The sequence below is a fragment of the Campylobacter sputorum genome (assembly GCF_002220775.1).
GTDB lineage: Bacteria > Campylobacterota > Campylobacteria > Campylobacterales > Campylobacteraceae > Campylobacter_F > Campylobacter_F bovis.
This window is the reverse complement of the sequence record NZ_CP019685.1, coordinates 931,331-947,829: the sequence shown is the minus strand read 5'-3', so window position 1 is coordinate 947,829 and position 16,499 is coordinate 931,331. Positions and strand designations below refer to the sequence as shown.

The following is a 16,499-nucleotide window of genomic DNA, read 5'->3' as shown; positions in this document are numbered from 1 at the left end:
TATGAAACAAGGTTTTAATAACTGGTTTGTTATAAATATGGGTAGCATATGCAGAGATTATCCGGTATTTTATTGGGTATTTTTCTGTATATTTGGCTTATTTATCTTTCGAGTATGTTTAGGGTCGATACTTCTAGATATTGGTGTCAAACATAAAAGATTTTCAAAATTCACTTTAATATTTATGATTATGTCGTTAGTAGTTTTTATTGTTTTAATTTATTTCACAATAACAAAATCATATGGTTTATTAATTTATCCTTGCTTATTTACTTGGCTTGCTACTTTTTATACTATTTTTATAGTATTTAAAAATCATAAACAAAACAACAAACCATCAAAAATAAAAACTAAAAAGAAACCAATCATAAAAGTAAAAGCAAATAAAACACCGCCCAATCAAATAAAGAAATCGATATTTCTAAACTATCCAAAGCTAGAAAAAGATATAATAAAAAGAGTAGTTCAGAGAGAAAGCAAGGATAAAATTTGAAGTATAAATTTATGAAATATAAATTCCCAAACATATTTAAATTTATACTTATTTTATCTCTAAGTATAAAACCATTACTAGCAAATTTATATTTACCACAAACAAGCAATTATCTATTCAAACAAGCTGGAGATTTAGGATTAGTATCAAACTCACAAGATGGAAGTATATCTAAAACACTAATTCACTCAATAGTAGGTGGAAGTATAAATGCTATTAAAGGAGATAGCTTTAAAGAAGGAGCATTAATATCAGGAATAACAGAAATCTTAAGACCATTAAGCACTAATTTAAACAAAGAAGAACAACTTCTATCTTCACAACTAATAGGAATTATAAGTGGAGCTATAATAAATGATGAAGTAGGAGCTAATCAAGGATATAACTTAGCTACTAGTTCAGAACTATTTAATAGACAACTTCATAAAGATGAAGAGAAATTTTTACAAAATAACGCTAAAGATTTTATAAAATACTATAAAGATATAACAAACAAAGATCTATCAGAACAACAAGCAAGAGACTTACTTCTTTTATCAGGTAAATATATAGTTGATGCTAAAGATAATGGTATATTTAATATATTAAATTTCTTTGGTAAAACAGACTTTAATAAAGATGAGATAAATATAGCAAAAAGTTTTATATATCAAAATTCACAAGGATTAAAATTTACAGACCACTACAAAGAAAACTTTACACCAACTGATTTCTTTAGTGCTACAGATGAACAATTTTATAATCATTTCTACAATCCAAACACTCCACAAGGTTTAAGTGATGATAGTTTAGTGTTTATACCTATGGGGAGAATTGGAAAATTTAACAAAAATAGTGAAAAAAATATAGTAAATATTATAACCAACAACAAGGCTAAAAAAATATTTGGAACACGAGATGGGCATGTTATAGACACACCACAAAATAGAGAACTTTTGATGAATGTTGCAAATGATACAAAATTAGTTTTAGGTAAAGATAAATTTGGCAATACATGGAGTTCAAAACTTTTAGATAACGGAGAGCAGGTTTGGACGCAAACTAGAAATGGACAAATTATCAACGGCGGAATAAATAAAACACCAAAAATTTTAATTCAGAAACTGGTCTATCATCTCCAATAAGACCGAATTGGAAATAAATATGAAAAAATATTTAACTATAAATGAAGCATATATTTACTCATATAAATTTTTAAGTGATTTGTATTTTCAGAATTTAGATGATGATTTGGGCGGATTTTTAGGTGGAATGTCGCCAGAAATTTGGATTGGTGAAAATGCTGGTGATGAAGATTTATATAATCAATGGATTATAAGTGCTAGTAAAATTTCAAATTCTACAAAACTCACCTTAAAAGAAAGTTTTTTAATAATGATAAAATTTTTAAATATCCAATATGAATTATTTGATGAAGTATGGGCTAAGAATTTAGTTAATGAAATTGTCAATAATAAAAAATATTTTAAAAAATGGATAAAATTTGAAGTATAAATTTATGAAATATAAATTCCCAAACATATTTAAATTTACACTTATTTTATCACTAAATATAAATTTATCACAAAATGTAAGATGTGTTTATGAAATTTAACAAACAGAGATGAATAAGGCACAAAAGGTTATAGACTGGGTAATATTATAGGGTAAAAAGTGTTGTAAATATAAACAAGCTTAGATTTTATATTTTTAGGAATTTTACTTGAAAATTATTATTTTAATTTCAGATACTTTATTTATACAAGATAACTTAAAAAATATTCAAAATGCTATCTTAAACATAATTACTCTTTAAAAGATATACAAGTAGGTGAAAAGTATAAAGTGGTGGGTCACCAAGACTAATACTAAAAAGCCTAAAGCTACTAATATATCGGAATTAGCTCCAATTAAGAAAGCCTTATTTTAATTAATCGGTAACTTTTTAGGTAACTATTGTTTAAAGCACTAAATGCTTAAAAATTCTAAGCTATAATAACTTAAGCTATTATAGCTTGTTGCACCATATAAATATATTAAATCTAGACCCAATGGAATTTAAACTATAAATAAAGAGCTTTAAGTTATGATTTTACCTATGAAAAACAAGTATTTGTATCGTTCCAGATTTTCAGAAAACAAATTTCGTGAAATTTTGAAATATTTTTGTCTTAATATATAAGCAGTTAAAATATCTAAATTAACAGAAATTTGAGAAAAAACAGTGGGAAAAATATTTAAGCAAATCAGAATTTAATGATGAACGAATATGAAAAAATATCTAAATTTAGTGGAGAAATAGGGATAGATAAAAGCGCTAAAAGAGTAAGAGACAAAAAAGGTATAGGTGCTAATAAAACATCAGTATTTGGAATGTTAAAAAGAGATGGCAAGGTTTATACACAAGTTTTAAACTGTTCTAGTAAAGAGTTATTGTCTATTTTAAAAGAGTTTAGTAATCTAGGTAAGAGTGTAATTTATTTAGATAGCTAGAAAGCTTATGATGGGCTTGGTTGATTATGGTGCTAAAGAACATTACGAAGTAAAACACTGTAAGGATGAGTTTGTAAATACTAGGAATCATATAAATGGCATAGAAAACTTTTGGGATGCTGCAAACACAAACTAAGTAAATTTAAAGGCATAAATTATACTGCACTTAAAGGAGTGTGAATTTAGATATAACAACAAAGAAAATCTCTATCAAGTTTTATTAGAATTGATAAGAGTTCTTGCAAAGCTATGAGCGTAAGCGAAGTAGAAAATCCTCTTAACTTGTCTTGAACCTTTTATAAAATATCTATGGCTTATTATTTAATTATATATTCTATCTATTGTCCAAAAATAGGCTTTAATACTACGGATTTTATTTTGTAGTGTTTTTGCTTTTTTCAAATCCTTAGATGAAATTGTTTTAAGTAAATTATTTATTTTTCTATCTTTTTTTACAATATTTTTATACTCTTTATGAGAAAGTATTTCTTGATTTATTTTTTCAAATTCACGATTATTAATTAATTCCAAAAGTTTTGTTAAAAGAGCACTACTTTTAGAATTAATATCGTTTTGTTGAATCTTTTTTACCCTATTTATAAGATTATCTAAATCGGAACTATATTTTTGCTTTAAATTATGTATAAAATTTTTTACATTTTTTAACGAAATTTCACCTTTTACAACTAAAATTAACAATAAATCAGCCGTTGTAATGATTTCACCTAATAAATTATTCTTAAAAAATTCACTAAAATCATTTTTTGCCCCATCATCATCTGTAATAAAATATGTTTCAAAAAAACTATCAAATTTATATCTATTTAAATACAATGCATAAGAACAAGAGTGCAACTCACCATTGTCTTTAGCATATTTAGTAGTTTTCTTAGTAAATTCCAAAGCAGATTCAAAATCTTTTTGGTTCACTACTGCCAACATCTCATTATGCAATTCTTTTGATATGTAAGTATTTATCAAAGACTTTTCTTGCAAGGAGTTTAAATTTTTATCGTAATTATCTTTAATCTCTCCTAATACTTTTTCTACAATTTTAATGTCTAAACCTACTTTTTTTAATAATTTTAAATAATCATATTCTAATTCATAATTATCGTCTTGATATATAATATCGTTTTGTAATAAATTTATAACCGTGCAAGCATCTAGTATAAAAACCACTTACTCTTCCCAGGAGATAATCTCTTGTTTTATTTGATTAATAAAATCTCTATTTATAGTCTTTTTTTCTTTTATTAGTGCCATTTCTAAAATTATAGAAAAACTTTCGTTGATTTTTCTAGCAGTTAAATTTCCTATATGGCTAAGTATATATGAAATATCTTCATCAGATATAGGGATAGGCTTTGACTCCATCAAGGCCTCATTAAACATCTCTTTTACATATATTTTTGCTTCTTCTATACTTAATGGTGCAAAGTCGATTTGCACACCTATTCTAGTAGTCAAAGCTTCACCAAGATACAAAGACATATCTTCTCTAGACATAAATGGTTTTTGAGTAAAATTTATAAAAATAGTTAAGTTGTTAGGAGTTTTATCTATGAATTGCCTTAAAAAAGTAGTAAATCTATCTTGAAGAGACTTACTAAGAGTATCTATATCTTCAAATTCATCTAGCCATATAAAAAATGATGAATAGTATTCTTTTTCTAAAGTTAAACAACCAATAATAGTTGCTAGAAAATTTGCTATTTGTTCATCGTTATTTAATCCATATGAAAGCCCTAAATAATTTAAAGTACCTTTTGTACTATCACCATATATATAATTTTTTAATTGTTGAAAATCATCATCAATTTCTTCGTTATTAAATAATCCTTTTTGTTTTTTTATATTAATTCCAACAAGTTTTTTAAAGACATTTGCAATTATTCCATCGTTTGAAAAAGCATCAATCCTTTTAGCCAAAGCATCTTCGCCTATTTTATCTCTAATAGCCAAAAAATCATCTCGTATATCTTCCAATGAATACTGCCCTAAAAAAGATCGCAAAAACTCCTGAACTATATTTTTTGAAGTTCGTGGTAAGGTTACTTTTATACTTTTAGCTTTTTCTACATTATTTTTCTCTACAAGTTCTTGTAATCTATCTGTTTTTGAAAAATAAAGTGCAGCATGAGTTTTTCCACTACCATAACTTCCCCAGTTAATTACTATCCTAGAAGGTCTTGTTAGTAGTGAAATTTTAATTCTGTCTTCTATCTTTTCTTTTACATCTTTCATTCCAGCCCATATTATCTCTTGTTGATTTATTGGTGGTGTTAAACGGAATGGATTTTCTTTTAATCCTAAATTTTCAAATTTCATTATTTACTCCTTTTTTCTTATAAAGCCATCGTTTTCTGTTTTATACCAATCGAAAATATACTCTCTGTTTTCCTTGCCACTTAAGTATTTTTGTATATCGCAAGGATCTATTATTTTTTCTTCTTTAAATAACATCAAAAAACAACTATATATTATAGCTTGAGAGGCTGTTACTCTGTTTGGTGCCATGGTTTTAAACAGCCTAAAACTCTCATCAATATATTTTTTAACTAATATTATATCTGATTTATCCACATATGATGCTTTTATAGAATAAACTTCGCTCATTAAACTAAAAAAATCCATACACAATAATTGATTTACTATAGTAAATTTCTCTTGAAATATATCATAATATGAGCTTAAACCACTAAGAAATTTTAGCCCTTTTTGCGATAAAATAATATTGTTTTTTAAAAACTCATCCTTATCTAACAAATCTAGATCTAACATCCAATTTACTCTTGGTTCAACAATGTGTTCTAAATAAGATTCTTTCCAGTTAATTATTTTTTTAATTTGTAAATTCATTTCTATTTTTTCTTTATTGGAGATTTTTGAATGTTCAACTATAAAGCGAAGTTCTTTTATAATATACTCTTTAAATTCTGATTTTAAATTTTTAATAGTTGTTTTATTTCCTTGAATATAAATTATTTCTAGTAAAGACCAAAAGTAAAAATTATCATTTTGTAAAATAAAAAATAAAAAAAATATCTTTTCATAATATTGTAAAATAAAGTAATTATCCGTAGGATTATCTAATTTTTTTCTAAGGACATTAAAAACTTTTCCGAATTTGGATAAAGCATATCTATTATTTTGAATATATAGCATTCTTAAAGAAATCGCAAAATCTATATATGCCTTAGGAGAATTTCCTGTTCTAGAAATTTCTATAATTCCTTTGGTGTTTATGTGCGATAATAAATCAAACTTACGCTTATCTGCTTCTAATTCTATTTTTCTATTAAATACATTATCTGGGTAATTATTACTCTCATAAAATAATCCCATTATCATTTTAATATATGCTAATCTTCTAACTTTGGTTTGCAGGGCTATTGAGCTTATACCATTTAATGTTAAGTTAAGTTTATATTTAAAATCTTGCCAGTCAAACCATGAAATTTTTTCATAATATTTTTTAACAAAATTAAGTTCTATGTTACTAATATTTAGTTTTATAATATCTTCAAAAAAATCTAACCTGCCACCAATATCCTTAGATAGCATAATCTTGTAAAATAAATCATAATATGGGCACCAGCCACTATTGCTACTACCGATTGATATAGTTGGGATTTTAGAAAAATACTCATAATATTTTTTTAAAATTTCTAGAACAAAAAAATATTTCTTTGGATGAGTTTTTATTTGTATTGAAATATTTTTTATACTGATTTTTCTAGACAAATCAGTATCATATAATAAATTTAACTCCATATAATCTTCATTGCATATATCATATAAATCATCTTGATTAGTTTCTATAATAATTTCTAAATTGGTAAATGGTACTATAATATTAGAATAAAGGTATCCTACCATTCCATTTTTGTATTTATCAAATAGTTTTAATAGTTCTTTTTCTTGCTTAGTAATCATAGCGTACACATCGTACAAAGTTTATCTTTTTCTATATCATAAATCATCTTATCATGTTTTGATATAAACTCCATTTCTTGCATCATAGTTCCATTTTTTATAGGTTGATTTTTTCTTATTTCTTCCATTCTTTTATAAGATTTTTTAATTTTATCAATATTTTCTGGTTTTATAAGTTCAGAAAGTGGCATACCTTTTATCCAGCTATATCCATCTTTTTCAAATTCCATAGCTTTTTTAAACTCCTTTGGTCTTTGTTCGTACAGCCAAACCCACTCTATCTGTCTCATAAAAAAACAAAAATAACACCCAGACCTACTTCTAAAATATTCTATATCATATTTTTCATCATATATTGCATCATAATATTTTGGTAGTCCAAGCCCTATATCATTCAAAATCCTTTTTACATCATCAAGCGTTATACCATCATCTTTAAAAGGCATAACAGTTGTGATATTTTCCTGGGTTGGCACTAATCCATCTCTATTTTCATCAGCCCTTATGCCTATATAGTTGTAAATTTGATACTCACTATATTCTTTCATCTTATTTAAAAATGTTTCTAGCTTCATCTTTCTTGTGCACCATCTCTCCATAGGTGAAGGCAAAAAATCATTATGCTCCATCAGTAGCTCTTTAAATGATTTTTTAGGTTTTAATCTTTGAACTTCAATACCAGCTAAATTTTCTAAATCCCTTAAATAATCATATGTATCTTGAAGTTCTTCGCCTGTGTCAAAAAATAGATATTCAAATTTAATATTTGGGTATTTATTTTTTAGATATATTGCTAATGCAGCACTATCTTTTCCGCCAGAAATTGATACTACATGTAACTCTTTATTCATCTTTTAACTCCTCTTTTAATAGCTGTGATATTAAATACAGTTTTTCATCTTTTGTATAGTTTTTTGGTATCTGTTTTTTTATTTTTATAGCCTCGTTATCTATCTTAACTATTTTATCTTTATCTATACTAATGATTTTATTTAAATTATTATCTAATAAGTTTAATGAAATTTTTCTTACATCTTTTTTGTCTGAAATAAGCTCAGTAATTTCTAAATTATCTAAAATTTGTATAGAATGCTTTTTTAACTTGTTTTTAAACTCTTTTATGTCGTTATCAGTGCATTTATCTATCTCTTTTTTAATCAAATTTATACTCAAAGAATCAAGTAGTTTAACTAAAGAATCACTATAAATAAAACTCTTTAAAATGGACTTTGTTGTTTTATCTAAATTTACATTGTTATTTAGTTTTTTAGCTATTTTAGACAAAGAGTTATTAAATGGAAAAATTTTAGAGTCTAAATAAAAAATATCTGAAATAAAACTCTCTAATTCTACTAATAAATTTTTATAAGATAGTGCTATTTCATTAAATGCATTTTTAAATTTAAATATAAACTCATCTAAATTAATTTCTTGTATATTTTTATATCTGAGTGCTTTAGGTATCGATTCAAAATAGGCTTCTTTTGGCTCTTTCATAGAAGATAATACGCTCCTTAAAGAAATAGCCTCTTTAGATAGTTTTTGTGTATTCTTTGAAAAATCACTAAACAAATTAAATTTACCAAAAAGCACTCTTGTAACAGCAGTAATATTTTCTTTTGAGTAGCTAAAATCTGCTATATCAGATGTAATTCTTACATATCCTTCAAAAAGCTTTTCTTCGAATTTATTTAGTTTTATAAACTCAATTTCAAATTTATCACTAGCTTTCCACATGTTCATTAATAAATCTATATTTAAGTCAAAAATATATGTGTTTTCACGAAAAATATTTATAGAGTCTTTATGAACTATAAAAAACAAAGATGACACAAAAAGAGCTTTTGTTTGACTAAGCCCAAAAGGCTCTTTTGATAAATGTTCAAGTAAATTTACTAAATTTACTCTTTTGTCTATAAATTCTTTTATGCTCTTCCAAATATATTTAAAATTCAAACTATCTGGAGCGAACAATTTATATTCTTTTCCATCTTTTTTATGTATCCCGGCTGGCTTGATAACAGATAAATATAAAGCTTTCTCAGCAGGAAATTTCTCAAAAGCTAAATTTTCTTTATCATAATCACATAGCATTTTTTTAAAAAGTGCTTTTAAAATAGTTGTGTTTGTTCCTTTGCTATTTATAGTATGATTTAGAGTGTAACTGTTTATTATGGGTGTTTTGCTGAAATTTATCTCAACTATTTTACTTAATAGCTCTTGCAATTTTTTATGACTAAAAACATAACAGCTATCTTTGTATAAAATTTCATTTTCTTCTATGTCTTTATTGAGAATAACCTCAAAAGCGTTTTTATAGTCTTGTATCATACTACTAATAATTTCATTTGTATCTTTGCTTATTTTTTCCTTATGAAGCTCTCTAATGTGCTTTAAAATTTCTATTTTTTTAACTAATTCTTCTAATTTTTGATGATTTTTTAAAACAATAGCTACGGATTTTTCATTTCTATACAAGATATCCTTAATTTTATCATCATAAGTAGAAAGTAAAAATACTTTATATGGTAAATCCAAGTTTTTCAAAGCAGTGCTAATATATTTTTTTTGAAAACTTTTTTCTAAACCATAGAGTGAAAAAAACCTCTTTGCAACGATGCTATCCTTAGATATGATATGATTAATCTTCTTTTCATAATCCATATTTATATTTTGAGATAGAAAATTTTTCATCTCTTTATTTATATCTATATTTGAATCTTCTAAAAGCGAATATGACTTTGTCTGCTCTTGAAAAATGATGATATTTTGCTCTTCTAAATATCTGATACTATCTTTTATATCATTTTCTTTATACTTATCAAGTAGTGATAAAACTATCTGTTTGTCGTTTGGGATAATGGTTAAATTTAACTTAAATGTGTGTAAAAGACTGATTGTTTTGATTATATCTTTTTGGATATTATTTTTTATCCTACTATCTTTTAGTCTATATTCGGATAAATACCAAATTTCTCTATCTGGCAACAAAATGGTATAAATTTTTAATAAATAAGAGACATAATCATACAAATTTGCTAAATCATATAGCTCATGTTTTTCAAATTCATTATCTAAAAACTCTTGAAACCCGAATGATTCTGCGGAAAATAAAAACGAATAAATAGTTCTTTGATTTTGAAAATATTTTGTAAAAACTTCAGCTATTATTAGAACTGAATATGGGTGTAATGGGCAAATTTTCTCAAATATTTCTAAGGTATTTTTTTGACTAATTTGTTTTGCAAAGCTCTGATTTTTAGATATTTCTTTAACTGTTTTTCTAGCTTTCTGTATATGCGTAGAGCTATTATCATAAAAACTCTCTTTAAAAATATTTAGCATCTCAAAATAATCATCTTTAAAAACGATATTTTCAAAACGCCCTTGAATTTTATCCCAGTCCGTGTAGGTTATCAAAGATGCATCAAGACCATTGTATTCTCTAAAAGTTTTATGAAGTGAGACTATTAATTTAAAATTTTTTTGAGTATTTACAAACTCAGCAACTGTTTGTAGCTCGAAAATATCATTAGATTCTCTTTCTTCTAAGCTATACTCTATAAATTTTCCAAACTCATCAATTGTTAGCAAAACATCAGTATATCCAAGCTCATCGGCTTCTTTTAATAAAATTTCTAGCAAAACACTGACTTGATATTTCTCGTTTTCTTTTAGGTATTTGATTGTATTTTTAAGCTTAACTATTTCTAATAAAGCTGTTTTTAACTGAGTTTTGAAAGATATATGTTCACCAACAATCTTTATTCTTAGAAAATTCTTATTTTTTTTATATTTGACAAAGTTATCGTAAATTGTTTTATCACACTCACTTAGTTTATCAAGGCAAATTTTTGCATATTTTGTATCACTTAACAATGTATTTATATACAACAATAAGGATGATTTACCAGAACCAAATGGACCTATTATGGATACAGAGTTATTTGAGTTTTCTCCCACTAGGTACTCAATCACTTTAAGAGTGGATGTGGTAAGTATATAGTCTTGGCAATTTTCATCATCATAAATAATATTAACCGATTTATTAAATTTTTGATTTAATTTTACACTATCTCTATATTTAAACATAAATTTTATCTCACTTTAATATATCATTTAATATTTTTTTAAGTTCAAGCTTTTCTTGAATGTAAATTTGCCTAATCCCCGAAGCTTCAGAGTAAAACAGTTTGCCATTAGTTATTTTTTCCAAATTATTTATTTTTATAAAAAAACTATTTTCATTCATGCATAGGCTTTTTTGGATGCTTATCTCGCCTTTTTGCAAATCATCTATAGATATAGATGGGTTGGCATTTTTAAAACTGTTTAAATAATCAACTAAAATATACAAAAACACACTATCGCTTATATGTGTAGCTAAGCTAATGTTTAAATTATAAAAACCGCGATTTTCATCTAAGATATTTAACTCTTTAAACAAACCAAAATTACTCTCTTTTGAACTGCTATACATTCTTAAGAAAACATCTATGTCTGATTTAATGGTATTTGTGGATAAGCTGTATTTATTAATTTTTAGCCATTCGATAATACTATTTAATAATTCTTCCTTTGAAAATTTAAAAAGATATAGTTTGTTAAAAAATAGATAGTATAGAGTCGATTTTTCTTTGCTTTTTACCAAATTCCAGTGTAGAATCCACAAAATATCTGTATTTTCTATATATGGATCATTTTCTAAAATTGTTTTACCTAAATATGTTAAATCATTGCCGTCTATAAGCTCCAAATTTTTCATCCAGTGTCGCAAGGATTTTACCATATTGACACCTAATCCCAATTTTGCAACCGAGTTTTCAAACTCTGAAATTTCAAATAATTTGCTATTTTTACTAAACGCTTCAAGTCCCCTTGAAATCCAGTCTATCTTACAATCAAATTTATCATGACCAGAAAAAGATACTTTAAATTTTGACACATATTACCTTTTTATATTTTTTAAAAATATTGTTAAAATTTCCTTTTACTTAACGCTGTAATACACCGAACATCTATTGTAGCATATTTCAATCTTTCATATAGTAATTTTATTAAAAACTATTTATCATGTTATGCTACCATAATTTTCATAAAAATTGTTTTTTCAATACATTGAAAATAAATCAATTGCCAAAGAAATATAATAACAAGGCATGGTTTATATTTTTTTATTTTATAAGTTTGTACTAGATTACAGCATAATATTAATTTAATTTTCTAATACATTAACCCAAACAACCAAAGCGGAATTTTACTTCCAAAGCCAATTTTCAAATTATCAGCAGCTACAAATGAGTTTTTATCATCCTTTATCTGACTAAAGCCTTTTTTAGCTCCACCTATTTCAAATACAAACTCATCCACTCTAAAGTCTCCACTTTTACTAAAGTAAATTTCTCCACTATTTCCAGCCTGATTTACAAAAATTATCTCTCTGATATTGCTAATATCTGGCTTATATAAATGCATTAAATTTGTATTTTCAAGGTAAATTTTATCAGCTTTATTCATATTTTAGTGATAACTCATCTCTCATTAGAAGTCTTATAAGTCCAGCATTCTAGCACAGCAAGATAATCTTTTAGCGTTCTATCATCCTTAATATCCACTATCTTTTTTAAATCAGTATAGTTTGGAGAGTAGGAGCATTTTCACTAATTGCGTGAAGTAGTAGCTTTAGCTTTCTAGCTGTGTTGCCACTTGGGTTTGGATATACGCTAAGTAAATCTCTATAAATAGTTGCTTCTATACTTTGCCTTAGGGTTTGAAAAAAGACTATTTCATTTGACAACTCTTTATAGTATAGGTAGTATCCAAATTTCAAATACTCTTTAAAAAGCTTAGTTGTATATAACTCTTTTTCTTTTAAGCTCTCCACAACATCACTAGTAATATCTTGATGAGTGGTTAAGACAGCATCTAAGCTAAAAGGAATGATGTTAATACCGTAAAAAAGTCTTAAATACTCCCTAAAACTCATCCCATGCATTTTATAAATAATAGCTCTTCTGCTTAAATCATGCGAACTTTTAAGAATTTCCAAAGCTGATGAGCTAGTTGCTACGATATTTAAATCCTTAAAATTATCATAGGCAAATTTAAGCACTCCAGATATATCTTTGTCTTTATGAATTTCATCAAGGTAGAGATATTTTCCGCCATTTAAAACAAACTCTTCAATTATTGTTGTGATATCGTTTGAAAATTCCATATTATCTAAACTTAGATAGAGACTTCCTTTATTTTTGCTTGTAAGCTGAGCAAGAGCGGTTGTTTTACCGATACCACTACTTCCTAGAATTATGCTTAGCCTGTGATTTTAAATCAGTAGTTTTTTAAAATATCTTTCAAACTTTTGATTGTTTAAGTTTGATTAAGGCGTTGCTTTTTATAAATAGCTCATCTAGCATCTTTCATTCTTTTTATGTAATGAGATACAATTATATCATAAAAAGTATGGATTGTATTACATATTTATAAAAACAGACTAATTTAAAATCAAGCTGTATAAAATTTGATTTGAAAATTTTATACAAATAAAAGCTATGTTAATCATAAAAGAATCTAGAACATATCTAAAAAGCATTTTAACATTAAGATTATAATATAAAAATAAGTTTGTTCTAAATAGAATTTAGGCAAATAGAGCTATAAGTATGGTATGAATTTATATAAAAATATCCATAAGGTTCTTTAAAAACAAGTATATATGAAACCAAGGATGTTTTAAGTTTTAGAGCACTATTTTTTCAACTCGCTCCACGATAAAACTACTCCACCAAGATGCAATTTCTTCAAGCCCTTTTAACATCGTAGTTCCTCCGCTATATACTAGTGTGATTTGATTTCCTAAAAACAGCTCTCTTACCTCAAATCTGAATTTAGAGGCTTTTTCATTCTTGATGGTTGTACTATAGGTTTTTCTAAAACTATGAGTTCTTTGATAATTTGAGCCTTTATTAAACCGCATTCGCTCTAGTTCTCTATTAATATATTTGCTGCGATAGGCTCTAAGCTAGAGGTTCTAAATTAGTCTCCAAAAGTCCTAAATCCCTACAAAATTTTTCTTGATTTTTAAGAATTTTAACAACCTCATTACTAAGCTGTAAGATAAAATCACTTATGTTTGCATTATTTACCTTCATCTTTCTCTGGTATGGTTAGCAGTTTTTCATCAAAATCAACATAATCCCATCTTAAAGACACAGCATTTTGATCTAAGTGGTATGTGAAGCATGAACTTTAAGATGTTTTTTGTAGTTATATTACTGTTTTCATAAATTGCTTTACATAAGTTTGTAAAGTAGGGCTCTGTGGTTATGACTTGGAATTTATAACCTCTAGTCTTTTTACAATATTATCCATTTTTATATCAGAAACGACATTTCTGTCTATATAGCCTAAAGATAGAGCATATCTAAAATTTGATTCAATAGTCCATGTAGCCTATGTGTCCATTTGAGACTAGACTTCGCTCTTTTTACTAGTAGCGTAGATATATCTCTTTTATGGGTAGAACTCATCGGCTTATTTCCTATCTTGTCAAGCGCCCACTTTTCTATCTCTCTTCTGTTTCTGCTAGCAGTTTCTATACTAATAATGCCTTTTTCATTTATTTTTCATCTTTTATCTGCAAATTCATTGTAAATTTTTTCAAAAGTATTACTGAGTTCTTCTTTTGCAATGGATGCTTCACTATCTAGATGAGTTTTTACATCGTCTATACCATTTTCTCTAAGAGTGATAAGTTCGGTAATTTTTTGTCTTGCATCAGCTAAAGTTACCTCATCATAGTTGCCGATAGCAATTTTTCTTTGTTTGTTGTAAGAGTTTCTATAAAGATAGTAAAATTTCTTAGAGCTTGTTGGATACACTCTAATGTAGAGATTGTTGCTCAATCTCTTTCAAAATACTCTTTATATTTGGGTTTTAGTCTTTTTAGGTGGATATCTGGTCTATCTCTCATGCTAGGCACCTCCTTTGCTTGGATGTGTAGTTGAAAAGTTATTGATTTTATCATTTTGTATAAAATTATGTTTTAGGTAACTTTTTCGGTAAGTAAATTTCGTGAATTAATCTGAATAGTTATAAACTGATACGACTTAGAATTTTATTAAAATGCTTAAATATCGTAGTTAAAAATGTGAAAACAAATTAATATGAATCTTTAAGAATAGTAGGTGGTGGGTTCAGTAGGACTCGAACCTACGACCATCCGGTTATGAGCCGGATGCTCTAACCAACTGAGCTATGAACCCACTTAGCAAATTAGAAAATGTATTTTATATAAAAGTAATTTAAATTTAGCTTTAATAATAAAAATATTATTAAATTTATAAAAATAGTTTTGGATTTTCTTTTTTTATGTATTCTATAACTTCTATAATCTCATCAACGCCCTCAGCTTTGCTGTCTTTTAAAATATCATCGATATTTTCAACATAAATTTTAACTGCTTCTTGAAGATTATCTTTTTTTACTCCAGCATAATACAAAAGACCTTCTAATAAAACGCTAATTTCATACATTAGTTCATCTTGTGAAATTTCCGTATCTTGATTTTTCATTTTTCTTCCTTATTTTGAGTAGTTTTTTTTAAAATGTGATCTTTTATTTGATTTTTTATATTTTCATAATCAAAACTATCTTTAAAAGCCGCAAATAAACCACCGCTTGCGTTTTTATGGCCGCCTCCGTTAAAAAGTTCAGCCGCCATTGCACTTACATCTATTTTATTATTTGCTCTTAGACTTATTGTTTTTTTAGAGCTTACATCCATAAAAAAATCAAATTCCGGATTTGTTACTAAAAAGTCATTTCCTATAACAGAAGTATTTCCGATATTATGCGTTAATATGCCTTTAAATTCTCTGTAATTTATAATAAATTTCTCTTTTTGATTTGAAAGATTTTTTACTATGAAATTTGAAATCATATTGCTAAGAGTATCATTTGTTGTATCAAAAAAATACTCTTTTTTTATTTTGTGTGTATCATCATCTAAATTTATATGTGCATTTTGTGACCACATATATTCATTTGCTTTTCGTAGTAAGAAAAATATATATTCGTTTGATTTGTCTTGAAACATAACTTTATTTATCTCTTTTGAATTTGCTACAAGGTTTAAACATACTTTTCCAAACTCAAAATATTTATCATCTTTTAACCATATATCAACTGCATTTACCATTTTGCAATACTCGCGTAAGTTTTCTTTTTGTCCATATATAGATGCAAAAAAATCATATGTTATAAGAGTTGCACATCTGGAGTTGTCAAGATAATACCACTTAAATTTCTGCGAGCATTCTAAACCACTTTGATGATGATCTAGTAAAAAAAGCTTTGTATTTTTATCTTTTATTAAATTTTCAAAATCTTCGCATTGTTTAGGCGTTAAATTTAAATCAGTAATTAAAATTATAGATTTTTCATCATCAAGTAAATTTACAATTTGATTAAATTTCTCATCTATTTCTTTTCCATAATTTGAGTTAAAAAATGTAATATTATCAAAGTAAGCTTTTGTTACAATTTGTGCTGAGTAGCCATCTAAATCTGTATGTGAGAGGTGAAAAAATTTCAT

At 26.2% G+C, this 16,499-nt stretch carries 15 protein-coding genes, 1 tRNA gene and 1 pseudogene; 4 read left to right on the top strand and 13 right to left on the bottom strand.

The features are described 5' to 3' along the window. The first annotated feature begins 1 nt into the window (after position 1). The 4 genes and pseudogenes from CSPB_RS04750 to CSPB_RS08825 all read left to right on the top strand — a co-directional run bounded on the left by CSPB_RS04750 (position 2) and on the right by CSPB_RS08825 (position 3,218). Positions 2-493, top strand: a complete 492-nt coding sequence (locus tag CSPB_RS04750) for a hypothetical protein (protein WP_089193362.1) — start codon at positions 2-4, stop codon at positions 491-493. Continuing rightward, on the top strand, positions 490-1,617 hold the full coding sequence (locus CSPB_RS04745; RefSeq protein WP_089193361.1) for a hypothetical protein: 1,128 nt from the start codon (positions 490-492) through the stop codon (positions 1,615-1,617). The genes CSPB_RS04750 and CSPB_RS04745 overlap by 4 nt, the downstream gene beginning before the upstream one ends. Positions 1,618-1,636: 19 nt before the next feature. Further along, the gene (locus CSPB_RS04740) at positions 1,637-1,987 is read left to right on the top strand and encodes a hypothetical protein (RefSeq protein WP_089193360.1); all 351 of its coding nucleotides are present in this window, start codon (positions 1,637-1,639) and stop codon (positions 1,985-1,987) included. A 571-nt stretch (positions 1,988-2,558) separates the two neighbouring features. After that, positions 2,559-3,218 (top strand): annotated as a pseudogene (locus tag CSPB_RS08825) (IS1595 family transposase). A 68-nt stretch (positions 3,219-3,286) separates the two neighbouring features. Here CSPB_RS08825 and CSPB_RS04730 read toward each other — a convergent pair. From CSPB_RS04730 to CSPB_RS04675, 13 genes are all read right to left on the bottom strand, one after another. After that, the gene (locus CSPB_RS04730; RefSeq protein ID WP_089193359.1) at positions 3,287-4,147 is read right to left on the bottom strand and encodes a hypothetical protein; all 861 of its coding nucleotides are present in this window, start codon (positions 4,145-4,147) and stop codon (positions 3,287-3,289) included. Continuing rightward, entirely contained in the window at positions 4,148-5,296 is a 1,149-nt protein-coding gene (locus CSPB_RS04725; RefSeq protein ID WP_089193358.1) for a hypothetical protein, read from the bottom strand. It lies immediately after the preceding gene. Between the two features lie 3 nt (positions 5,297-5,299). Continuing rightward, the gene (locus CSPB_RS04720; protein ID WP_151899142.1) at positions 5,300-6,922 is read right to left on the bottom strand and encodes a hypothetical protein; all 1,623 of its coding nucleotides are present in this window, start codon (positions 6,920-6,922) and stop codon (positions 5,300-5,302) included. Beyond that, positions 6,901-7,755, bottom strand: a complete 855-nt coding sequence (locus CSPB_RS04715; protein ID WP_089193356.1) for a phosphoadenosine phosphosulfate reductase domain-containing protein — start codon at positions 7,753-7,755, stop codon at positions 6,901-6,903. The genes CSPB_RS04720 and CSPB_RS04715 overlap by 22 nt, the downstream gene beginning before the upstream one ends. Next, complete coding sequence (locus CSPB_RS04710; RefSeq protein ID WP_089193355.1) at positions 7,748-10,996, bottom strand: DUF6079 family protein; 3,249 nt, start codon at positions 10,994-10,996, stop codon at positions 7,748-7,750. Before CSPB_RS04710 ends, CSPB_RS04715 begins: the two co-directional genes overlap by 8 nt. Before the next feature lie 10 nt (positions 10,997-11,006). Further along, positions 11,007-11,849: a DUF4007 family protein gene (locus CSPB_RS04705; protein WP_089193354.1), complete on the bottom strand. Its 843-nt coding sequence runs from the start codon at positions 11,847-11,849 to the stop codon at positions 11,007-11,009. 278 nt (positions 11,850-12,127) lie between these two features. Next, positions 12,128-12,421, bottom strand: coding sequence for a hypothetical protein (locus CSPB_RS08820; protein ID WP_227484221.1), 294 nt, complete (start codon positions 12,419-12,421; stop codon positions 12,128-12,130). A 106-nt stretch (positions 12,422-12,527) separates the two neighbouring features. Next, a complete protein-coding gene (locus CSPB_RS08815) occupies positions 12,528-13,193 on the bottom strand; it encodes an AAA family ATPase (RefSeq protein WP_235606525.1) in 666 nt (221 codons plus the stop codon). Positions 13,194-13,643: 450 nt separating this feature from the next. Further along, positions 13,644-13,880: a hypothetical protein gene (locus CSPB_RS04695; protein ID WP_089193353.1), complete on the bottom strand. Its 237-nt coding sequence runs from the start codon at positions 13,878-13,880 to the stop codon at positions 13,644-13,646. Positions 13,881-14,529: 649 nt separating this feature from the next. Beyond that, positions 14,530-14,808 (bottom strand): Arm DNA-binding domain-containing protein, encoded by a 279-nt coding sequence (locus tag CSPB_RS04690; protein ID WP_089193352.1) that lies wholly within the window; start codon positions 14,806-14,808, stop codon positions 14,530-14,532. A gap of 283 nt (positions 14,809-15,091) precedes the next feature. Then, positions 15,092-15,168, bottom strand: a tRNA-Ile gene (locus tag CSPB_RS04685). A 75-nt stretch (positions 15,169-15,243) separates the two neighbouring features. Further along, positions 15,244-15,477 carry a hypothetical protein gene (locus CSPB_RS04680; RefSeq protein WP_033916649.1) on the bottom strand — a complete coding sequence of 78 codons (234 nt, stop codon included), beginning with the start codon at positions 15,475-15,477 and terminating at the stop codon, positions 15,244-15,246. Next, positions 15,474-16,499, bottom strand: coding sequence for a DHH family phosphoesterase (locus CSPB_RS04675; protein WP_089193351.1), 1,026 nt, complete (start codon positions 16,497-16,499; stop codon positions 15,474-15,476). Before CSPB_RS04675 ends, CSPB_RS04680 begins: the two co-directional genes overlap by 4 nt.